The sequence below is a fragment of the Mycobacterium sp. ZZG genome (assembly GCF_054786995.1).
Genome location: NZ_JBTBFV010000004.1, coordinates 134779 through 155187, shown reverse-complemented (window position 1 = coordinate 155187; position 20409 = coordinate 134779). Strand labels below are relative to the sequence as shown.

20 protein-coding genes are annotated in these 20409 nt (G+C 68.1%); 15 read left to right on the top strand and 5 right to left on the bottom strand.

Annotated features, from left to right (window positions below; translation table 11 throughout):
- Positions 1 to 34: 34 nt before the first annotated feature.
- From ACXMYJ_RS04505 to ppc, 14 genes are all read left to right on the top strand, one after another.
- Positions 35 to 646 carry a riboflavin synthase gene (locus tag ACXMYJ_RS04505; protein ID WP_260752153.1) on the top strand — a complete coding sequence of 204 codons (612 nt, stop codon included), beginning with the start codon at positions 35 to 37 and terminating at the stop codon, positions 644 to 646.
- Between the two features lie 110 nt (positions 647 to 756).
- Positions 757 to 2028 (top strand): bifunctional 3,4-dihydroxy-2-butanone-4-phosphate synthase/GTP cyclohydrolase II, encoded by a 1272-nt coding sequence (locus ACXMYJ_RS04500; protein ID WP_460354284.1) that lies wholly within the window; start codon positions 757 to 759, stop codon positions 2026 to 2028.
- Positions 2025 to 2507: a 6,7-dimethyl-8-ribityllumazine synthase gene (gene ribH, locus ACXMYJ_RS04495; RefSeq protein WP_260752155.1), complete on the top strand. Its 483-nt coding sequence runs from the start codon at positions 2025 to 2027 to the stop codon at positions 2505 to 2507. The genes ACXMYJ_RS04500 and ribH overlap by 4 nt, the downstream gene beginning before the upstream one ends.
- The gene (locus tag ACXMYJ_RS04490; protein WP_260752157.1) at positions 2504 to 2986 is read left to right on the top strand and encodes a PH domain-containing protein; all 483 of its coding nucleotides are present in this window, start codon (positions 2504 to 2506) and stop codon (positions 2984 to 2986) included. Before ribH ends, ACXMYJ_RS04490 begins: the two co-directional genes overlap by 4 nt.
- A 68-nt stretch (positions 2987 to 3054) precedes the next feature.
- Positions 3055 to 5130 carry an excinuclease ABC subunit UvrC gene (gene uvrC, locus ACXMYJ_RS04485; RefSeq protein WP_443186555.1) on the top strand — a complete coding sequence of 692 codons (2076 nt, stop codon included), beginning with the start codon at positions 3055 to 3057 and terminating at the stop codon, positions 5128 to 5130.
- Complete coding sequence (gene rapZ / locus ACXMYJ_RS04480) at positions 5127 to 6086, top strand: RNase adapter RapZ (protein WP_460354281.1); 960 nt, start codon at positions 5127 to 5129, stop codon at positions 6084 to 6086. The genes uvrC and rapZ overlap by 4 nt, the downstream gene beginning before the upstream one ends.
- A 31-nt stretch (positions 6087 to 6117) precedes the next feature.
- Positions 6118 to 7152, top strand: a complete 1035-nt coding sequence (gene yvcK, locus ACXMYJ_RS04475) for a uridine diphosphate-N-acetylglucosamine-binding protein YvcK (protein ID WP_443186557.1) — start codon at positions 6118 to 6120, stop codon at positions 7150 to 7152.
- Positions 7149 to 8126, top strand: a complete 978-nt coding sequence (gene whiA / locus ACXMYJ_RS04470) for a DNA-binding protein WhiA (RefSeq protein ID WP_260758090.1) — start codon at positions 7149 to 7151, stop codon at positions 8124 to 8126. Before yvcK ends, whiA begins: the two co-directional genes overlap by 4 nt.
- A gap of 3 nt (positions 8127 to 8129) precedes the next feature.
- A complete protein-coding gene (locus ACXMYJ_RS04465) occupies positions 8130 to 8846 on the top strand; it encodes an ABC transporter substrate-binding protein (protein ID WP_443186558.1) in 717 nt (238 codons plus the stop codon).
- Between the two features lie 107 nt (positions 8847 to 8953).
- A complete protein-coding gene (gene gap / locus ACXMYJ_RS04460; protein WP_260752162.1) occupies positions 8954 to 9976 on the top strand; it encodes a type I glyceraldehyde-3-phosphate dehydrogenase in 1023 nt (340 codons plus the stop codon).
- Between the two features lie 2 nt (positions 9977 to 9978).
- A complete protein-coding gene (locus tag ACXMYJ_RS04455; protein ID WP_443186559.1) occupies positions 9979 to 11208 on the top strand; it encodes a phosphoglycerate kinase in 1230 nt (409 codons plus the stop codon).
- A gap of 9 nt (positions 11209 to 11217) precedes the next feature.
- Entirely contained in the window at positions 11218 to 12003 is a 786-nt protein-coding gene (tpiA, locus tag ACXMYJ_RS04450; protein ID WP_260752164.1) for a triose-phosphate isomerase, read from the top strand.
- Between the two features lie 30 nt (positions 12004 to 12033).
- The gene (secG, locus tag ACXMYJ_RS04445; protein WP_003932081.1) at positions 12034 to 12267 is read left to right on the top strand and encodes a preprotein translocase subunit SecG; all 234 of its coding nucleotides are present in this window, start codon (positions 12034 to 12036) and stop codon (positions 12265 to 12267) included.
- A 50-nt stretch (positions 12268 to 12317) separates the two neighbouring features.
- Entirely contained in the window at positions 12318 to 15131 is a 2814-nt protein-coding gene (gene ppc, locus ACXMYJ_RS04440; RefSeq protein ID WP_260752165.1) for a phosphoenolpyruvate carboxylase, read from the top strand.
- 4 nt (positions 15132 to 15135) lie between these two features.
- Here the strand turns inward: ppc and ACXMYJ_RS04435 are convergent, their stop codons facing one another.
- Positions 15136 to 15507, bottom strand: a complete 372-nt coding sequence (locus ACXMYJ_RS04435; RefSeq protein WP_443186560.1) for an SNARE domain-containing protein — start codon at positions 15505 to 15507, stop codon at positions 15136 to 15138.
- A 190-nt stretch (positions 15508 to 15697) separates the two neighbouring features.
- On the opposite strand from ACXMYJ_RS04435, the gene ACXMYJ_RS04430 reads away from it, so the two are divergent.
- Positions 15698 to 16102, top strand: a complete 405-nt coding sequence (locus tag ACXMYJ_RS04430) for a DUF6632 domain-containing protein (RefSeq protein ID WP_260752167.1) — start codon at positions 15698 to 15700, stop codon at positions 16100 to 16102.
- Here ACXMYJ_RS04430 and pgl read toward each other — a convergent pair.
- The 4 genes from pgl to tal are packed head-to-tail and all read right to left on the bottom strand — an operon-like array spanning position 16070 to position 20376.
- Positions 16070 to 16804, bottom strand: a complete 735-nt coding sequence (pgl, locus tag ACXMYJ_RS04425) for a 6-phosphogluconolactonase (protein ID WP_443186561.1) — start codon at positions 16802 to 16804, stop codon at positions 16070 to 16072. The genes ACXMYJ_RS04430 and pgl overlap by 33 nt on opposite strands.
- Positions 16801 to 17706: a glucose-6-phosphate dehydrogenase assembly protein OpcA gene (gene opcA / locus ACXMYJ_RS04420; RefSeq protein WP_260752169.1), complete on the bottom strand. Its 906-nt coding sequence runs from the start codon at positions 17704 to 17706 to the stop codon at positions 16801 to 16803. Before opcA ends, pgl begins: the two co-directional genes overlap by 4 nt.
- A gap of 2 nt (positions 17707 to 17708) precedes the next feature.
- The gene (zwf, locus tag ACXMYJ_RS04415) at positions 17709 to 19250 is read right to left on the bottom strand and encodes a glucose-6-phosphate dehydrogenase (protein ID WP_260752170.1); all 1542 of its coding nucleotides are present in this window, start codon (positions 19248 to 19250) and stop codon (positions 17709 to 17711) included.
- 7 nt (positions 19251 to 19257) lie between these two features.
- Positions 19258 to 20376, bottom strand: coding sequence for a transaldolase (gene tal, locus ACXMYJ_RS04410; protein WP_460354272.1), 1119 nt, complete (start codon positions 20374 to 20376; stop codon positions 19258 to 19260).
- Between the last annotated feature and the right edge of the window lie 33 nt (positions 20377 to 20409).

Sequence of the window (20409 nt, the reverse complement as noted above, 5' to 3'; positions counted from 1 at the left end):
GATCCCCCTGCGGGCCGGGTCTAGGCTGGTCGGAATGTTCACCGGAATCGTCGAAGAACTGGGCGAGATCGTCGGAAAAGAAGACCTGGGCGATTCCGCCCGCCTGGTCATCCGCGGCCCCGTCGTGACATCGGATGCCGGGCACGGCGACTCGATCGCGGTCAACGGGGTGTGTCTGACGGTCGTCGACGTGCTCGCCGACGGTTCGTTCACCGCCGATGTGATGGACGAGACACTGCAGCGGTCGAGCCTGCGCGCCGCCGACGTGGGCGCGAAGGTCAACCTGGAGCGGGCCGCGGCGGTGAGTAGCAGGCTCGGTGGCCACATCGTCCAGGGCCACGTCGACGGCACCGGCCACATCATCTCCCGGACACCGTCCGAACACTGGACGGTGGTGCGGATCGCGCTGCCGGCCGCGCTGGCCCGCTATGTCGTGCACAAGGGTTCCATCACCGTCGACGGGGTGTCGCTGACGGTGTCCGGCCTGGGCCACGACTGGTTCGAGGTATCCCTGATCCCCACCACGCTCGGCATGACCACACTGGGTCACGCCGAGGTCGGCGCACACGTGAACCTCGAGGTCGATGTCATCGCCAAATACGTGGAGCGACTGCTGGAGAAGAAGGACGCGCCCACCGGCGAATGACGGGTGTCCCGCCCGGTGGACCGGCGGGCAATAACCGGCGCCGCCCGGTGGTTCATACTGAGAGGCAACGGCACGTGGTTCCGACCTGGGAACCGGCAAGGGTGGTGAGGATGACGAGGCTGGATTCGGTCGAGCGCGCGGTGGCCGACATCGCAGCGGGCAAGGCCGTGGTCGTCATCGACGACGAGGACCGTGAGAACGAAGGTGACCTGATCTTCGCCGCCGAGAAGGCGACTCCGGAACTGGTGGCGTTCATGGTCCGCTACACGTCCGGCTATCTATGCGTTCCCCTCGACGGCGAGATCTGCGATCGGCTCGGACTGCTGCCCATGTACGCGGTCAACCAGGACAAGCACGGCACCGCATACACCGTTACCGTCGACGCGAAAAAGGGTGTGGGGACCGGCATCTCGGCGATGGACCGGGCCACGACCATGCGCCTGCTGGCCGATCCGGACGCCGTCGCCGAGGATTTCACCAAACCCGGCCACGTCGTCCCGCTGCGCGCCAAGGACGGTGGGGTGCTGCGCAGGCCCGGACACACCGAGGCCGCCGTCGACCTGGCCCGGCTGGCCGGTCTGCAGCCCGCGGGCGCGATCTGTGAGATCGTCAGCCAGAAGGACGAAGGCGCGATGGCGCAGACCGACGAGTTGCGCATCTTCGCCGATGAGCACGACCTGGCGCTGATCTCCATCGCGGACCTGATCGAGTGGCGGCGTAAGCACGAGAAGCACATCGAGCGCGTCGCCGAGGCGCGAATCCCGACCCGGCACGGTGAGTTCCGCGCCGTCGGCTACACCAGCATCTACGAGGATGTCGAACACGTCGCGCTGGTCAAGGGAGAGATCTCCGGCCCGCACAGCGACGGCCACGACGTGCTGGTGCGGGTGCACTCCGAGTGCCTCACCGGTGACGTGTTCGGGTCCCGGCGGTGCGACTGCGGCCCGCAGCTCGACGCCGCGCTGGCGATGGTCGCCCGTGAGGGCCGGGGCGTGGTGCTGTACATGCGCGGGCACGAGGGCCGCGGCATCGGCCTGATGCACAAGCTGCAGGCGTACCAGCTGCAGGACGCCGGCGACGACACGGTCGACGCCAACCTCAAGCTCGGTCTGCCCGCAGACGTCCGCGACTACGGCACCGGCGCGCAGATCCTGGTCGATCTCGGCGTCCGGTCGATGCGGTTGCTGACCAACAACCCGGCCAAGCGCGTCGGGCTGGACGGGTACGGCCTGCACATCATCGAGCGGGTGCCGCTGCCGGTCCGCGCGAATGCCGAGAACATCCGCTACCTGATGACCAAACGTGACCGCATGGGTCACGACCTGGTGGGCTTGGAGGACTTCGACGAGGCCGTCCCCGGCGAGTTCGGCGGCGCGGTATGAGTCCGGCCCACGGCGTCCCCGACATGCCCGCGCTCGACGCCAAGGACGTCAAGCTCGGCATCGTCGCGAGCACCTGGCACGAGACGATCTGCGACGCGCTGCTCGACGGCGCCCGCAAGGTGGCCGCCGACGCAGGGATCGACAACCCGACCGTGGTCCGGGTGCTCGGCGCGATCGAGATCCCGGTGGTAGCGCAGGCACTGGCCCGCGACCACGACGCGGTGGTCGCGCTGGGTGTGGTGATCCGCGGCGAGACACCGCATTTCGACTACGTCTGTGATGCGGTGACCCAGGGCCTGACCCGGGTCTCGCTGGACACCTGCACCCCCGTCGCCAACGGGGTGCTCACCACCAACACCGAACACCAGGCGCTGGACCGGGCCGGGTTGCCGGACTCTGCCGAGGACAAGGGCGCCCAGGCGGCCGCCGCCGCATTGTCGACCGCGCTGACGCTGCGTCAGCTGAGACCGGGTTCATGAACACCCACGGCGGCGATCGCTGGGACCTGGTCGTCAAGCCCCATCTGACCCCGTATTTCGCCTACGGTGCGGCAGCGGTGATCGTCGCCGCGCACATCGTGGTCGGCGCGCTGCTCAAGGTCGGGTCCACGGGGGTGTTCTTCCGCACCTACGACCAGGTCGCGATCGCGATGGTCGGCGTCGTCATCGCCTGCTTCGTGTCGCTGTTCGCGCGACCCCGGCTGCGCGTCGGCCCGGCCGGCGTGGCGGTGCGAAACCTGTTCGGGTACCGGCTGTTTTCGTGGGATCAGGTGGTCGACGTGTCGTTCCACCAGGGAGCCCGCTGGGCACGGCTGGACCTGCCCGACGACGAGTACGTGCCCGTGATGGCGATCCAGGCGGTGGACAAGGGACGTGCGGTCGAGGCCATGGACCGGGTGCGCACGCTGCTGCGGCGCTACCAGAGTCGGCAACCCGGCATCGACACCCACCGCGCGTGACGGCGCCGCCGCGGTTCCGGCCATGGTGATGGCGTCGACGCGTCAGGACCCGGCAGTAACCTGGGGGCGTGCCCGATCCAGCGACGTACCGACCCGCTCCCGGGTCGATACCTGACGAACCGGGGGTTTACCGATTCCGCGACCCGCGCGGCCGGGTCATCTATGTCGGCAAGGCCAAGAGCCTGCGCAGCCGCCTGAACTCCTATTTCGCCGATCTGTCGAGCCTGGCACCGCGGACCCGGCAGATGGTGATGACCGCGGCCAGCGTGGAGTGGACGGTCGTCAGCACCGAGGTCGAGGCGCTCCAGCTCGAATACAACTGGATCAAGGAGTTCGACCCGCGGTTCAACATCCGCTACCGCGACGACAAGTCCTACCCGGTGCTGGCGGTCACCCTCAATGAGGAGTATCCGCGGCTGCAGGTGTACCGCGGTCCGCGCCGCAAGGGTGTGCGTTACTTCGGGCCCTACTCGCATGCGTGGGCCATCCGCGAGACCCTCGACCTGCTGACCCGGGTGTTCCCGGCCCGCACCTGCTCGAACGGAGTGTTCAAGCGGCACAGTCAGATTGACCGGCCCTGTCTGCTCGGGTACATCGACAAGTGCTCCGCGCCGTGCGTGGGCAGGGTCAGCGCCGAGGAACATCGGCGCATCGTGCTGGACTTCTGCGACTTCCTGGCCGGCAAGACCGACCGGCTGATCCGCGAGATGCAACAGCAGATGAACGCCGCGGCCGAGGAGCTGGACTTCGAGCGGGCCGCCCGGCTGCGGGACAACATCGGCGCGATGCGTCGGGCCATGGAAAAGCAGACCGTGGTGTTCGGCGACGGCACCGACGCCGACGTCGTCGCGTTCGCCGACGATGAGCTCGAAGCCGCCGTCCAGGTGTTCCACGTGCGCGGTGGCCGGGTCCGAGGTCAGCGCGGCTGGATCATCGAAAAGTCCGGTGAGCCGGGCGAATCCACGCACGAGTACCTTGTCGAGCAGTTCCTCACCCAGTTCTACGGCGACCAGGCCGAGCTCGGCGGGGCCAGCGACGGCGGCGGGGACGAGGCGACCACCCCGATACCCAAAGAGGTGCTGGTCCCGGTGCTGCCCGACACCGCGGCCGAGTTGGAGACCTGGCTGTCACAGCTGCGGGGGTCCCGGGTCTCACTCCGGGTGCCGCGGCGCGGCGACAAACGGGCGCTCGCCGAGACGGTCAAGCGCAACGCCGAAGGGGCGCTGAACCAGCACAAGCTCAAGCGGGCGGGCGACTTCACCGCCAGAAGCGCTGCGTTACAGAGCATTCAGGACGCACTGGGGTTGGCGGAGGCGCCGCTGCGGATCGAGTGCGTCGACATCAGCCATGTGCAGGGCACCGATGTGGTGGCCTCGCTGGTGGTGTTCGAGGACGGGCTGCCGCGCAAGTCCGACTACCGCCACTTCGCGATCCGCGAGGCTGCGGGCGACGGCCGGTCCGACGACGTCGCCTCCATCGCCGAGGTGACCCGCCGGCGGTTCCACCGTCACCTGAAAGACACCGTGAAAACCGGTGACCACACGACAACCGCAGCCACTGTCGCCGCCGAAGCGGCACCGGAAGGCCACCGGGCAGAAGATCCTCGCGCGAGCGCGCGTCCGGCGAGATTCGCTTATCCGCCCAACCTGTTCGTCGTCGACGGCGGCGCCCCCCAGGTCAACGCCGCCCAGGCGGTCCTCGACGAACTGGGGATCACCGACGTCGCGGTGATCGGCCTGGCCAAACGGCTCGAAGAGGTCTGGGTGCCGTCAGAGCCCGACCCCGTGATCATGCCGCGCAACAGCGACGGCCTGTATCTGCTGCAGCGGGTCCGCGACGAGGCGCACCGGTTCGCGATCTCCTATCACCGCAGCAAGCGGTCCAAGCGGATGACGGCGTCGGCGCTCGATTCGGTGCGGGGGCTCGGCGAGCACCGCCGCAAGGCCTTGGTCACCCACTTCGGGTCGGTGGCGCGGCTCAAGCAGGCCGGCATCGAGGAGATCACGGCGGTGCCGGGCATCGGCGCGGCGACCGCACGGGCGGTCCTGGAGGCACTCGGCGCCGATGTGCCGACGGCGGCTGCGGTCGATTCCGACGCGCCGACCACGGACATCGGCAATGATCAGAGCAGGGTATCGGGATGACAGAGCAGGGCATGCACGAGGAACTGCGTGGGGGAGCCGGCCGCGCCGGCGACGAGACGGGCCTCGAGACAGCGCCCGTCGACGGCGGGGCCGACACGGGGATCGACGTCGTCCTCGTCACGGGCCTGTCCGGCGCCGGCCGCGGCACGGCGGCCAAGGTGCTGGAGGATCTCCGTTGGTACGTGGCCGACAACCTGCCGCCGGAGTTGATCGCGAGGATGGTCGACCTCGGGCTGGCGGCCGGCTCGCGGATCACCCAGCTCGCGGTCGTGATGGACGTGCGGTCACGCGGCTTCACCGGCGACCTGGACTGGGTGCGCAGCGAACTGGGTACCCGCGGCATCGTGCCGCGCGTGTTGTTCCTGGAGGCGTCCGATGACATCCTGGTCCGTCGCTACGAGCAGAACCGGCGCAGTCACCCACTGCAGGGCAACCAGACGCTGGCCGAGGGCATCGCCGCCGAGCGGGCGATGCTGGCCCCGGTACGGGCCTCCGCAGACCTGGTGATCGACACCTCGTCGCTGTCGGTGCACGCACTGCGCGACAGCATCGAACGGGCCTTCGCCGGTGAGACCGTCGCCCACACCAACGTGACGGTCGAGTCCTTCGGGTACAAATACGGGCTGCCGATGGACGCCGACACCGTGATGGACGTCCGGTTCCTGCCCAACCCGCACTGGGTGGACCGACTCCGGCCGCACACCGGCCAGCACCAGGAGGTCCGTGATTATGTGCTCGGCCAGAACGGCGCCGTGGAGTTCCTCGACTCCTACCATCAGCTGTTGGACGTTGTGATCGACGGATACCGCCGGGAGGGAAAGCGCTACATGACCGTCGCGATCGGGTGCACCGGGGGCAAGCACCGCAGCGTCGCGATGGCCGAGGCGTTGGCAGAACGGCTCCAGGACGCCGACCTGACGGTGCGGGTGCTGCATCGTGATCTGGGGCGCGAATGAGCTTCACCCCCCCCGCACGCGAGGAGGACAGATGAGCCCGCGCATCGTCGCGCTCGGCGGAGGCCACGGCCTCTACGCCACGCTGTCGGCGGCGCGCAGGCTCACCCCCCACGTGACGGCGGTCGTCACCGTCGCCGACGACGGAGGCTCGTCCGGCCGGCTGCGTAGCGAGCTGGATGTCGTGCCCCCTGGTGACCTGCGAATGGCGCTGGCGGCGTTGGCATCCGACAGCCCGCACGGCCGGCTGTGGGCCACCATCATCCAGCACCGGTTCGGTGGCAGCGGGGCGCTGGCCGGGCATCCCATCGGGAACCTGGTGCTCGCCGGCCTCAACGAGGTGCTCGCCGATCCCGTCGCTGCTCTCGATGAGCTGGGCCGCATCCTCGGCGTCAAGGGCCGGGTGCTGCCGATGTGTCCGGTCGGTCTGGGCATCGAGGCCGATGTGGTCGGCCTGGACTCCGACCCGCGCGTCAGCCGCTCGATCCGCGGCCAGGTCGCGATCGCCACCACGGTGGGCAAGGTGCGCCGGGTGCGGCTGCTGCCCAACGATCCGCCCGCCACCCATCAGGCCGTCGACGCGATCATGAACGCCGACCTGGTGGTGCTCGGCCCGGGGTCGTGGTTCACCAGCGTGATCCCGCACGTGCTGGTGCCTCAGCTGGCCGCGGCGCTGAAGGCGACCACGGCCCGCCGCGCGCTGGTGCTGAACCTGGTCGCCGAACCGGGGGAGACCGCCGGTTTCTCGGTCGAGCGTCACATCCACGTGTTGGCCCAGCACGCGCCGGGTTTCACGGTGCACGACATCGTCGTCGACTCGGCGCGCGTCCCGAGTGACCGCGAGCGCGACCAGCTGCGCCGCACCGCCACCATCCTCGACGCGAACGTTGAGTTTGCTGACGTTTCCCGACCTGGTACACCTTTACATGACCCGGCGAGGCTGGCCGCGGCGCTGGAGGGGGTTCGCACGCGCGGCACGGCCTCCGATGGCACCCACCAGGGGTTCCAGCAGCCGACCATGCCCACGCCGACAGCGAACGGACCGAGAGGTGACGACCCGTGGCGATGACAGCCGAGGTCAAAGACGAACTGAGCCGGTTGGTGGTCAACTCTGTGAGTGCCCGCCGTGCCGAGGTGGCCTCGCTGCTGCGATTCGCCGGCGGTCTGCACATCGTGTCCGGCCGCGTCGTCGTCGAGGCCGAGGTCGATCTCGGCATCATCGCCCGGCGGCTGCGCAAGGACATCTACGACCTGTACGGCTACAACGCCGTGGTGCACGTGCTGTCCGCGAGCGGCATCCGCAAGAGCACCCGCTACGTGGTGCGGGTGGCCAAGGACGGGGAGGCGCTGGCGAGGCAGACCGGCCTGCTCGACCTGCGCGGCCGCCCGGTCCGCGGCCTGCCGGCCCAGGTGGTCGGCGGCAGCGTCGCCGATGCCGAAGCTGCTTGGCGCGGAGCGTTTCTCGCGCACGGCTCGCTCACCGAGCCGGGCCGTTCGTCGGCGCTGGAGGTCAGCTGCCCCGGGCCGGAGGCGGCACTGGCGCTGGTGGGAGCCGCGCGGCGCCTCGGTGTCAGCGCCAAAGCCCGCGAGGTGCGCGGCAGTGACCGGGTCGTGGTTCGCGACGGCGAGGCCATCGGTGCGCTGCTGACCCGAATGGGCGCCCAGGACACCCGGCTGACCTGGGAGGAGCGGCGGATGCGCCGCGAGGTGCGGGCCACTGCGAACCGGCTTGCCAACTTCGACGACGCCAACCTGCGACGCTCGGCCCGCGCCGCCGTCGCGGCCGCCGCACGGGTGGAACGCGCGCTGGAGATCCTCGGGGACTCCGTGCCCGACCACCTCGCCGCCGCGGGTAGTCTGCGCGTCGCCCATCGGCAGGCCTCCCTGGAGGAGCTGGGCCGGCTGGCCGACCCGCCGATGACCAAAGACGCTGTGGCAGGCCGTATCCGGCGGCTGCTCTCGATGGCCGACCGCAAGGCCAAACAGGACGGGATCCCGGACACCGAGTCGGCCGTCACGCCGGATCTGCTCGAGGACGCCTGACCCGTGGGGGCCGCCGTGCGGGTGGGGGTGGCCTATCCGGAACCACCGTTCAACTCCATGCCGGGCCGGTCCGGCCTCGACATCGAGATGATGACCGCGCTGGCGGCGGCGATCGCCGAGGACGTCGAGTTCGTCGTCTACGACGGGGCTGATCTCGACGGGATCTTCGACCGGCTCGCCGCCGGTGAGTACGACTGCGTCATCGCAGGCACCACCGTCACCCCCGAGCGCGAGAGCAAGGTGGCGTTCCTGCCGCCCTACCTGATCTCCGGGCAGGGGCTGGCCGTCGACACCGCTCGGCTGCCGCACGTGCACTCCGTCGACGACCTCACCGGATTGACCATCGGCGTGCAGCGCGGCAACACCAGCGAGGCGATCGCGCAGCGGATGGTCGAGGACGGCAAGGCCGACCGGGTGCGCGTCTACGACTACGGCGCGGTAACGGCGGCGATCGCCGACCTGGTGGCCGGCGGTTGCGATGCGGTGATGAAACTCGCGCCGGCACTGGCCGAACTGGTCAAGGAGGTGCCCGGGGTCGAGATGGTGCAGCGCGGCCTCTCGGTGGAGGACATCGCGATCGCGGTCAACCCCGCCGAGCAGCGGCTTCTCGCCCGGCTTCAGGTCGCCCAGGCCGAGCTCGAAGAGGACGGCACCCTGCAGCGCATCCGCAGGCAGTGGCTCGGCAACCCGTACGTCGACCAGAGTCTGGGGATGCTGTGACCGCGACCCGGGGCGACCGCACGCAGTGGTGGGGCCAACCACTAGGCTGACTGCTCGAGTAGTCGACGCCGCAGTTCACCGAAACACAGAGGACAGAGGAGACACACGTGACGATCCGCGTAGGCGTGAACGGCTTCGGCCGTATCGGGCGCAACTTCTTCCGGGCGCTGGATGCGCAGAAGACCGAGGGCAAGAACACCGACATCGAGATCGTCGCGGTGAACGACCTCACCGACAACGCGACGCTGGCGCACCTGCTGAAGTTCGACTCGATCCTGGGCCGTCTGCCCTACGACGTCAGCCTCGAGGGCGAGGACACCATTGTCGTCGGCGACCACAAGATCAAGGCCCTCGAGGTCAAGGAAGGCCCCGCCGCGCTGCCCTGGGGTGACCTCGGCGTCGACGTGGTCGTCGAGTCCACCGGTATCTTCACCGCCCGCGCCAAGGCGCAGGGCCACCTGGACGCGGGCGCCAAGAAGGTCATCATCTCCGCGCCGGCCAGCGACGAGGACATCACCATCGTGCTCGGCGTCAACGACGACAAGTACGACGGCAGCCAGAACATCATCTCCAACGCCTCGTGCACCACGAACTGCCTCGGCCCGCTGGCCAAGGTGCTCAACGACGAGTTCGGCATCGTGAAGGGCCTGATGACGACGGTCCACGCCTACACCCAGGACCAGAACCTGCAGGACGGCCCCCACAAGGACCTGCGCCGCGCCCGCGCCGCCGCCATCAACATCGTGCCCACCTCCACCGGCGCGGCCAAGGCCATCGGTCTGGTGCTGCCCGAGCTGAAGGGCAAGCTCGACGGCTACGCGCTGCGGGTGCCGATCCCCACGGGTTCGGTCACCGACCTCACCGCCGAACTGAGCAAGAAGGCCACCGTCGACGAGATCAACGCCGCCATGAAGGCCGCAGCGGAAGGGCAGCTGAAGGGGATTCTCAAGTACTACGACGCGCCGATCGTCTCCACCGACATCGTCACCGACCCGCACAGCTCGCTGTACGACGCGGGCCTGACTAAGGTCGTCGACAACCTGGCCAAGGTCGTCTCCTGGTACGACAACGAGTGGGGCTACTCCAACCGCCTGGTCGATCTGGTCGGCCTAGTCGGCAAGTCCCTCTAGCCATGGGCATTAAGTCACTCGACGATCTTCTGTCCGAGGGTGTTTCGGGGCGGGGCGTGTTGGTGCGCTCCGACCTGAACGTCCCGCTGGACGGCGACAAAATCACCGACCCAGGGCGCATCATCGCCTCGGTGCCGACGCTGAAGGCGCTCAGTGACGCCGGCGCCAAGGTCGTCGTCGCCGCCCACCTCGGCAGGCCCGAGGGCAAGCCGGACCCCAAGTTCTCCCTCGCGCCGGTCGCCAAGGCGCTCAGCGACAAGCTCGGCAGGCATGTCCAGCTGGCCGGCGACGTAGTCGGCAGCGACGCGCTGGCGCGTTCGGAAGGGCTGACCGACGGCGACATCCTGTTGCTGGAGAACATCCGTTTCGACCCGCGCGAGACCAGCAAGGACGAGGCGGAGCGGCTTGAGCTGGCCAAGGCGCTCGTCGAGCTCGTCGGCGGCCCAGAGTCCGGGGCAGCTTACGTATCAGACGGGTTCGGGGTGGTGCACCGCAAGCAGGCCTCGGTCTACGAGGTCGCGATGCTGTTGCCGCACTACGCCGGCACGCTGGTCTGCACCGAGATCAAGGTGCTCCAGCGGCTGACCGAAGCCGGCGAGAAGCCGTACGCGGTGGTGCTCGGGGGTTCGAAGGTGTCGGACAAGCTCGCGGTGATCGAGAACCTCGCGACCAAGGCCGACAGCCTGATCATCGGCGGCGGAATGTGCTTCACCTTCCTTGCCGCACAGGGCCTTTCGGTGGGCAGCTCTCTTCTCGAAGAGAGCATGATCGACACCTGCCGCAAACTGCTCGACGACTACGGCGACGTGCTGCACCTACCCGTCGACATCGTCGTCGCCGAGAAGTTCGCCGCGGACTCGGAGCCGCAGACGGTGGCCGCCGACAAGATCCCGGACGACAGGATGGGTCTGGACATCGGCCCGGAGTCGGTGCGGCGGTTCTCCGCGTTGCTGTCCAACGCGAAGACGATCTTTTGGAACGGCCCGATGGGCGTGTTCGAGTTCCCGGCCTTCGCCGCGGGCACCAAGGGGGTGGCCGAGGCCATCATCGGCGCCACCGGTAAGGGCGCGTTCAGCGTGGTCGGCGGCGGCGACTCCGCGGCCGCGGTGCGCCAGCTCGGTTTGCCCGAGGACGGTTTCTCGCACATTTCCACCGGTGGCGGCGCGTCGCTGGAATACCTTGAGGGCAAAGAGTTGCCAGGCATCGCCGTCCTCGAAAGTCCCGAGAACTAGGAGACCGACGTGTCCCGTAAGCCGCTGATCGCCGGCAACTGGAAGATGAACCTGAACCACTTCGAGGCGATCGCGTTGGTGCAGAAGATCGCATTCTCGTTGCCGGACAAGTACTTCGACAAGGTCGATGTCACGGTGCTCCCGCCGTTCACCGATCTGCGCAGTGTGCAGACGCTGGTCGACGGTGACAAGCTGCGGCTCACCTACGGCGCCCAGGATGTGTCCCAGCATGATTCCGGCGCCTACACCGGCGAGATCAGCGGGGCGTTCCTGGCGAAGCTGGGCTGCACATTCGTCGTGGTCGGGCACTCCGAGCGGCGTACCTACCACCACGAGGACGACGCGCTGGTGGCCGCCAAGGCGGCGGCGGCGTTCAGGCACGGGCTCATCCCGATCATCTGCATCGGCGAGCACCTCGACGTTCGCGAGGCGGGCAACCACGTCTCGTACAACGTCAACCAGCTACGCGGCTCGCTGGCCGGGCTGTCTGCCGAACAGATCGGGCAGGCTGTCATCGCCTACGAGCCCGTCTGGGCGATCGGGACCGGACGGGTGGCCAGCGCGGCGGACGCCCAGGAGGTGTGTAAGGCCATCCGCGACGAACTGGGCAATCTGACCTCCGCTGAGATCGCGGCCGGGGTGCGGGTGCTCTACGGCGGTTCGGTGAACGCCAAGAACGTCGGCGAGATCGTCGGTCAGGGCGACGTCGACGGAGCGCTCGTGGGCGGCGCCTCACTGGACGGCGAGCAGTTCGCCACACTGTCGGCGATCGCCGCGGGCGGCCCGCTTCCCTGACCGCGCGCGTGTTTCGGTAGTCTGGCCCCTATGCAATTGGCCCTGCAGATCATCCTGGTCGTGACCAGTGTGTTGGTCGTCCTCCTGGTACTGCTGCATCGCGCCAAGGGTGGCGGTCTGTCCAGCCTGTTCGGTGGCGGTGTGCAGTCCAGCCTGTCCGGCTCCACCGTCGTGGAGAAGAACCTCGACCGCCTGACGCTGTTCGTCACCGGTATTTGGATCGTGTCCATCGTCGGGATGGCGCTCCAGATCAAGTACAGCTGACGCGGGGGGCTCGCTCTGCAGCCGTGACAGGCAGCGGAGATAATCGACCGATGGCTCAAGCTCCGGAAGTACCCGACATCGCGCTGGAACCCATCGGAGCAGTGCAGCGCACCCAGGTGGGCCGGGAAGCCACCGAACCGATGCGCGAGGACATCCGGCTGCTGGGCACGATCCTGGGCGACACCGTCCGTGAGCAGAACGGCGACGACGTGTTCGATCTCGTCGAGCGGGCCCGCGTCGAAGCGTTCCGGGTGCGCCGCTCCGAGATCGACCGCGTCGACATGGCCCGGATGTTCGACGGCGTCGACGTCCACCTCGCCATCCCGGTGATCCGCGCGTTCACTCATTTTGCGTTGCTGGCCAACGTCGCCGAGGACATCCACCGTGAACGTCGCCGGGCCGTGCACGAAGCGGCGGGTGAGCCACCACAGAACAGCAGCCTGGCCGCGACCTACCGCAAACTCGACGACGCCGATCTGGACGCCTCGGCCGTCGCCGACGCCCTCGTCGGCGCCCTGGTGTCGCCGGTGATCACCGCTCATCCCACCGAGACCAGGCGTCGCACGGTGTTCGACACCCAGCACCGCATCACCGAGTTGATGCGGTTGCGCCTGCACGGATTCGGTACCACACCCGACGGCAAGGACGTCGACCGCGAGCTGCGCCGCCACATCCTGACGTTGTGGCAGACCGCGTTGATCCGGTTGTCCCGCTTGAAGGTCCAGGACGAGATCGAGACGGGGCTGCGGTACTACTCGGCCGCGCTCCTGGAGGTCATCCCGCAGGTGAACGCTGAGGTGCGGTCGGCCCTGCAGGCCCGCTTTCCGGACGCGGGGATCCTGGAGGAGCCGATACTGCGGCCCGGCTCGTGGATCGGCGGGGACCGCGACGGCAACCCGAACGTCACCGCAGAGGTGGTCCGGCTGGCCACCGGCAGTGCCGCTCATACCGCGTTCGCGCACTACTTCTCGGAGCTCACCGCGCTCGAACAGGAACTGTCGATGTCGGTGCGGCTGGTCCACATCAGCGATCATCTGGCCGCTCTGGCCGACGCCTGCCACGAGCCGGCCCGCGCCGACGAGCCCTACCGGCGCGCCCTGCGCGTCGTGCACGCCCGCCTGACCGCGACTGCCCGGCAGATCCTCGACCGCCAGCCCGAGCACGAGCTCGACCTCGGCATGGATCCCTACTCCGCACCGGGCGAACTGCTCGATGACCTCGATGCGATCGACCAATCACTGCGCGTCAACGGCAGTGCGCTGCTGGCCGACGACAGGCTGGCCCGGCTGCGGGAAGCCGTGCGGGTGTTCGGCTTTCACCTGTCGGGGCTGGATCTGCGGCAGAACTCCGACGTGCACGAAGAGGTCGTCGCCGAGCTGCTGGCGTGGGCCGGTGTGCACGCCGACTATACGGCCCTCGACGAACAGCAACGGGTCGAGATCCTGGCCGCCGAACTGGCGACCCGCCGACCGTTGACCGGTCCGGACGCCGAATTGTCCGAGCTGGCCCGCAAGGAGCTCGACATCGTGGCCGCCGCGGCCAGAGCCGTCCGGCTGTTCGGACCGCAGGCCGTGCCCAACTACATCATCTCGATGTGCGAGTCGGTGTCGGACATGCTCGAGGCGGCGCTGCTGCTCAAGGAAGCCGGACTGCTGGATGCCTCGTCGGAGCATCCGTACGCCCCGGTCGGCATCGTGCCGCTGTTCGAGACCATCGATGACCTCCAGCGGGGTGCGTCGATTCTCGAAGCGGCACTTGACCTTCCGCTGTACCGCGCAGTGGTCGCCGCGCGCGGTGACAGCCAGGAGGTGATGCTCGGCTACTCGGACTCCAACAAGGACGGCGGCTACCTGGCGGCGAACTGGGCGCTGTACCGCGCCGAGCTCGATTTGGTCGAATCGTCGCGCAAGACCGGAATCCGGTTGCGCCTCTTCCACGGCCGCGGCGGCACGGTCGGCCGCGGTGGCGGACCCAGCTATGACGCAATCCTGGCCCAGCCCCCCGGTGCGGTGCAGGGTTCGCTGCGGCTCACCGAGCAGGGCGAGGTGATCGCGGCGAAGTACGCCGAACCGCGAATCGCGCACCGAAACCTGGAGACGCTACTGGCCGCCACACTCGAAGCCACCCTGCTCGACGTCGAGGGCCTCGGTGACGCCGCGGGTCCCGCCTACGAGGTGTTGGACGATCTCGCGGCGCGCGCTCAGCGCGCGTACGCCGAACTGGTGCACGACACACCGGGTTTCGTTGAGTACTTCAAGGCCTCGACACCCGTCAGCGAGATCGGCGCGCTCAACATCGGCAGTCGCCCCACGTCGCGCAAGCCGACGACGTCGATCTCGGATCTGCGGGCGATCCCGTGGGTGCTGGCATGGAGCCAGTCGCGTGTCATGCTGCCGGGCTGGTACGGCACCGGCACCGCGTTCGAGGACTATGTGGGCGACGGGCCGGGCAGCCAGGAGCGGCTCGCGGTGTTGCAGGACCTGTACCGGCGGTGGCCGTTCTTCGCGACCGTGCTGTCGAACATGGCGCAGGTGCTGGCGAAATCAGACCTCGGGCTGGCCGCCCACTACTCCGAGCTGGTCGAGGACGAGGCATTGCGGCGCCGGGTGTTCGACAAGATCGCCGACGAGCACGCCCGCACGATCCGCATGCACAAGCTCATCACCGGTCATGACGACCTGCTCGCCGACAACCCGGCGCTGGCACGCTCGGTGTTCAACCGCTTCCCATACCTCGAGCCGTTGAACCATCTGCAGGTGGAGTTGCTGCGGCGCTATCGGTCCGGCGACGAGGACGAACTCGTCCAGCGCGGCATCCTGCTCACCATGAGCGGGCTGGCCACCGCGCTGCGCAACAGTGGCTAACTGATCAAAGCCCGGCGCTGCGGCGCACCTTGTCCACCGCGCCGCGCACCATCTGTTCGGTGACGGCCAGCGGAGTGATCACGGATTCGCCGATGCCGACGATCCGCTCGACGCGGGCGACGATGCCCTCCATGCGGTCGACCACCGCGATCAGGCGTGGTGCCAACTCGTCGATACGGGTGATCGTGGCGTTGAACCGTTCCATGGTGGCGTCGAGGTTCTCGGTCGAATTGTTCAGATCCTCGAGTGTTTCGCCGAGGCTCTCGAGGATGGTGTCAACCTGCTCGACGGTGACGTCCGCGTTCAGTGCTGCCTGTGCGAGTTTGCGGATCCGTTCCGGTCCGGTGCGTACCGGTCTGCCACCTCTGTCTGCCATCACGACAGTATGGCCGACGCCGTGGACCGGGATCCGCGCTTGTGGTAAGACCGGTGCTGTGCACCCACTCGCGTGGTGCCGGAACCGAATATCGGCGTGCTGACTCGGGTTGGCGCGCTCCTGTAACTCAGTCGGTGAGAGTGGCGTCCTCATGACGCAGGCCGCGGGTTCAAGTCCCGCCAGGAGCACGATGACATCAACCGCCTACTACCGGCTGCTGCGCATCGCGCTCGTGGTGTTCGGCGCGTTGATGCTGCTTCTGTATCCGCTGGCCGCGGTGTGGCCGTCGGGATGGGCATGGCATCACGGTGCGCCGTACGAATCGGACTATTTCATGATGATCGTCGGGTTGTACGCCGTGCTTGGGGTGTTTCTGTGCCTGGCCGCGCGCCGCCCGGAAGCCCACACACCTCTGATCTGGTTCGCCGTCTGGTCGAGTGTGGTGCACGCCGCGATCATGGCGGTGCAGGCCGTGCGGGACAGCCACTCGAGGGGGCACCTGTGGGGTGACGTTCCGGCGCTGCTGCTGGCTGCCGCCGTGCTGGCCGTTCTCGTACGCGGGTCAGAGCTTCGACGCCGCGTCCTCGTCGAGTAGCCACACCGTCGCCTCCCGGCCCACGGCGCCCGCGGCGGGGATGTCGACGGGCTTGGCGCCGCCGATCGCGGCGGCCACTGCGTCGGCCTTACCGGAGCCGGACACCACCAGCCATACCTGCCGCGACCGGGTGATCGCCGGGAGTGTCAACGTGATTCGCTTCGGGGGCGGCTTGGGGGAGTCGGGGACCCCGACCACCATCCGTTCAGTCTCCTTGACCGCCGCGGTGTGGGGGAACAGCGAGTTGATGTGTCCTTCGGGGCCCATCCCCAGTAGATGCACGTCGAAGGGGGGTGTGGGCTCGGCACCACCGGCCTCGATCAACACCTGCGAGTAGGCCTCGGCGGCCGCGTCCAGCGCGTCACCGAACTCGCCATCGCTGGCGGCCATCGCGTGCACGTTGGCCGCCGGGATGTCGACGTGGTCGAGCAACGCCGCCCGGGCCTGCTTCTCGTTGCGTTCGTCGTCGTCGCGGGGCACGAATCTCTCGTCGCCCCAGTAGATGTGAACTTTCGGCCAGTCGATCTCATCGCTGCGTTCACCGACTCGTCTGAGTAGGCCGATGCCCGTCCCGCCGCCGGTCAGGACGATGTGCGCCGACCCCCGTTCCTGGATTGCCGAGGCAACGGCGTCCACCAGCCGGTCACCGGCAGCTTCCACCAGAGCCGCTGTGTCGGAGTATCTTTTGATCGTCCGCGTCATCGGTAGATCACCTTGTCCAATCCTGCCAGCGCTTCCCGGTAGATCTCGTCGGCGTCGAGCCTGCGGAGTTCTTCGGCCAGACACTCCGGCACGTCTCTGCGGCCCAGCGGAAGCAGCGCTACCGGCCGGGAAGTGCGGCTCAACGTCGCCGTGACTCCCTCCTGCGGGCGGCTGAGCGTGACGGTCTCCGTGGCGCGGTGGAGTTCGACCTTCAGGGTGCCGACCGCACGGGTGACCTCGCCGTCGATTCGGCTGGCCAGCCACCCGGCCAGGATGTCGAGTGCCGGTTCGGATTGAAGTCCTGACACCACTGCCGACTCGATCGGCTCATGCGGTGGTTCGTCGATCGCCGACGCCAGCAGCGCCCGCCAGTAGGTGATGCGGCTCCACGCGATATCGGTGTCGCCGGGCGCATACCCGGGCAGCCGGCTCTTGATCGCTCCCAACGGCTCGGGGGAGCGGGTGGCGTCTGTGATCCGGCGAATCGCCAATCGGCCCACCGGATCCTGCGACGGCACGTCCGGTGCGGTGGCCGGCCACCACGCCACCACCGGCGTATCGGGCAGCAGGAACGGCAGCACCACGCTGTCGGCATGTTCGGCCAGTTCACCGTGCAGGCGCAGCACCACGACCTCGCCGGCTCCGGCGTCTCGCCCCACACGCAACTCGGCGTCGAGGCGGGTTTCTGAGCCGTCCCCGGGCAGCGTCACGATGACGCGGCACGGGTGTTCGCGGCTGGCGAAGTTGGCCGCTTCGATCGAGTCTTCCAGGGATTCCTCGCAGTCGGGGACGATCACCAGCGTCAGCACCCGGCCGAGGGTCAGCGCGCCCCCTTCCTCGCGTATCCCGGTGATCTTCTTGTTGATCTCGTTGGTGGTGGTATCGGCCAATTCGACGATCATGATCAGGGCCGCCTCCATTCCCGTCCGAGCCGGTGCGCGACCTCATTCGCCGACGGCGGGCCCCAGGTGCCGGCCTCGTAGGGCTCGAGCCTCGCCGATGTCTCATCGTTTCGAGCCCAGTTCTCCAGTACCGGATCGAGTATCTGCCAGGACAATTCGACCTCGGCGTTGACCGGGAACAGGGACGGCTCGCCCAGCAACACGTCGAGGATCAGCCGTTCATAGGCTTCGGGGGAGTCCTCGGCGAACGCCGAACCGTACGAGAAGTCCATGTTGACGTCCCGCACCTCCATGGCGCTGCCCGGCACCTTGGACCCGAAGCGCAAGGTGATGCCCTCGTCGGGCTGGATGCGCAGCACGAGCGCGTTCTTGCCCAGCTCTTCGGTCATCGTGCTGTCGAATGGAAGGTGCGGGGCCCGCTTGAACACCAGCGCGACCTCGGTCACCCTGCGCGCTAGGCGTTTTCCGGTGCGCAGGAAGAACGGCACGCCGGCCCAGCGCCGGGTGTCGACCTCGAGTGTGATGGCGGCGAACGTCTCGGTGGTGGAATCGTGGGCGAAGCCCTCCTCCTCGAGGAGTCCAGGGACTTTCTCGCTGCCCTGCCAGCCCGCCGTGTACTGTCCGCGCGCGGTGGTCTGGCCCAACGGCTGCAGTGGCCGGGTCGCCGAGAGCACCTTGATCTTCTCGGCCTGCAGCTCATGCGGGCTGAAGTTGACCGGCTCCTCCATCGCGGTGAGCGCCAGCAGCTGGATCAAGTGATTCTGGATGACATCGCGTGCGGCGCCGATCCCGTCGTAATACCCTGCGCGGCCGCCCAGTCCGATGTCCTCGGCCATCGTGATCTGGATATGGTCGACGTAGTGCGAATTCCACACGGGCTCGTAGAGTTCGTTGGCGAACCGCAACGCCAGGATGTTCTGGACGGTCTCCTTGCCGAGGTAGTGGTCGATGCGGAACACCGACTCCTCGGGGAACACGCTGTTGACCACCGCGTTGAGCTCACGGGCGCTCTCGAGGTCGTGCCCGAATGGTTTCTCGATGACCACTCGGCTCCAGCTGCCGTCCGTCTGGCTGGCCAACCCGGATTTCTGCAGCTGCTCACACACCACCGGGAAGGCCTTGGGCGGTATGGAGAGATAAAACGCGTGGTTGCCGCCGGTGCCCCGTTCGGCATCGAGCTTTTGGAGCGTCTCCTTGAGCCGCTCGTACGACTCGTCGTCGTCGAATGTGCCCTGCACGAACCGGAAACCCTCGGCGAGGCGGTCCCAGACCTCCTGCCGGAACGGTGTGCGCGCGTGCTGTTTGACCGCCTCGTAGACCACCTGGCCGAAATCCTCGTCCTGCCAGTCCCTGCGGGCGAAACCCACCAGCGCGAAGGACGGCGGGAGCAGACCGCGGTTGGCGAGGTCGTAGATCGCCGGCATGAGCTTCTTGCGGGCAAGGTCTCCGGTCACCCCGAAGATGACTACGCTGCACGGTCCCGGGATTCGGGGCATGCGCTTGTCGCGCTTGTCCCGCAACGGGTTACGCCACGCCTCGGCCATCGGGAGGTCAGCCCTTGGCGCTGTCGAGCTGACCTTGGGTGGCTTCGAGCAGCTCCTGCCACGACTTCTCGAACTTCTCGACGCCTTCCTCTTCGAGCACCCGGAACACGTCGGGAATGTCGATGCCGACCGCGGCCAGCTGGTCGAAGATCTGTTGGGACTCCGCGGCACGGCCGGTGACGGTGTCCCCGGTGACCACGCCGTGGTCGGCGAACGCCTCGATCGTCTTCTCCGGCATCGTGTTCACGGTGTTCGGGGCGACGAGCTCGGTGACGTAGAGGGTGTCGGAGTAGTCGGGGTTCTTCACGCCAGTCGATGCCCACAGCGGGCGCTGAACCCGGGCTCCGGCCGACCCCAGCGCCGAGAAGCGGTCGCCGCCCAGAAACACCTCTTCGTAGGCGGCGTAGGCCAGCCGGGCGTTGGCCACTCCCGCCTTGCCTCGCAGCGCCAGCGCCTCGTCGGTGCCGATCTTGTCGAGTCGCTTGTCGATCTCGGTGTCCACCCGGGACACGAAGAACGAGGCGACCGAATGGATCCGGGACAGATCGTGGCCGGCTTCCTTGGCCTTCTCCAGGCCGGCCAGGTAGGCGTCCATCACCAGGCGGTGCCGTTCCACCGAGAAGATCAGGGTCACGTTGACCGAGATGCCCTCGGCGATGACCGCGGTGATCGCGGGCAGGCCGGCCATCGTGGCGGGGATCTTGATCAGCAGGTTCGGCCGGTCGACGATCTTCCACAGTTCGATGGCCTGCAGGATCGTCTTGTCGGTGTCATGGGCCAGGCGCGGGTCCACCTCGATGGAGACCCGGCCGTCCACGCCGTCGGAGGCCTCGTAGACCTTGGCCAGCACGTCGCAGGCGTTGCGCACGTCATCTGTGGTGACCGTGCGGATGGTGGCGTCGACGTCGGCGCCGCGTTCGGCGAGCTCGGCCAGCTGCGCGTCGTAGGCGTGGCCCTTCGACAGCGCGGCCTGGAAGATCGACGGGTTGGTGGTCACACCGACCACCGACCTGGTGTCGATGAGCTCTTGCAGGTTGCCGGTCTGCAGCCGGTCACGGGACAGGTCGTCGAGCCACACCGACACACCTGCTGCGGCCAGTGCTGCCAAGTTCGGGTTCTGGGTCATGTCAGGTCCTCATCGTGTCTGCTCGGTTCCGAC

Bases quoted from the DNA above. Each gene is read 5' to 3' on its own strand.
- zwf (WP_260752170.1), bottom strand. From the start codon at position 19,250: ATGGCCGAGGCGTGGCGTAACCCGTTGCGGGACAAGCGCGACAAGCGC.
- ACXMYJ_RS04500 (WP_460354284.1), top strand. From the start codon at position 757: ATGACGAGGCTGGATTCGGTCGAGCGCGCGGTGGCCGACATCGCAGCG.
- whiA (WP_260758090.1), top strand. From the start codon at position 7,149: ATGACAGCCGAGGTCAAAGACGAACTGAGCCGGTTGGTGGTCAACTCT.
- secG (WP_003932081.1), top strand. From the start codon at position 12,034: ATGCAATTGGCCCTGCAGATCATCCTGGTCGTGACCAGTGTGTTGGTC.
- ACXMYJ_RS04430 (WP_260752167.1), top strand. From the start codon at position 15,698: ATGACATCAACCGCCTACTACCGGCTGCTGCGCATCGCGCTCGTGGTG.
- tal (WP_460354272.1), bottom strand. From the start codon at position 20,376: ATGACCCAGAACCCGAACTTGGCAGCACTGGCCGCAGCAGGTGTGTCG.
- yvcK (WP_443186557.1), top strand. From the start codon at position 6,118: ATGAGCCCGCGCATCGTCGCGCTCGGCGGAGGCCACGGCCTCTACGCC.
- ACXMYJ_RS04435 (WP_443186560.1), bottom strand. From the start codon at position 15,507: ATGGCAGACAGAGGTGGCAGACCGGTACGCACCGGACCGGAACGGATC.
- pgl (WP_443186561.1), bottom strand. From the start codon at position 16,804: ATGACGCGGACGATCAAAAGATACTCCGACACAGCGGCTCTGGTGGAA.
- rapZ (WP_460354281.1), top strand. From the start codon at position 5,127: ATGACAGAGCAGGGCATGCACGAGGAACTGCGTGGGGGAGCCGGCCGC.
- ACXMYJ_RS04455 (WP_443186559.1), top strand. From the start codon at position 9,979: ATGGGCATTAAGTCACTCGACGATCTTCTGTCCGAGGGTGTTTCGGGG.
- ACXMYJ_RS04505 (WP_260752153.1), top strand. From the start codon at position 35: ATGTTCACCGGAATCGTCGAAGAACTGGGCGAGATCGTCGGAAAAGAA.
- ppc (WP_260752165.1), top strand. From the start codon at position 12,318: ATGGCTCAAGCTCCGGAAGTACCCGACATCGCGCTGGAACCCATCGGA.
- ACXMYJ_RS04490 (WP_260752157.1), top strand. From the start codon at position 2,504: ATGAACACCCACGGCGGCGATCGCTGGGACCTGGTCGTCAAGCCCCAT.
- opcA (WP_260752169.1), bottom strand. From the start codon at position 17,706: ATGATCGTCGAATTGGCCGATACCACCACCAACGAGATCAACAAGAAG.
- ribH (WP_260752155.1), top strand. From the start codon at position 2,025: ATGAGTCCGGCCCACGGCGTCCCCGACATGCCCGCGCTCGACGCCAAG.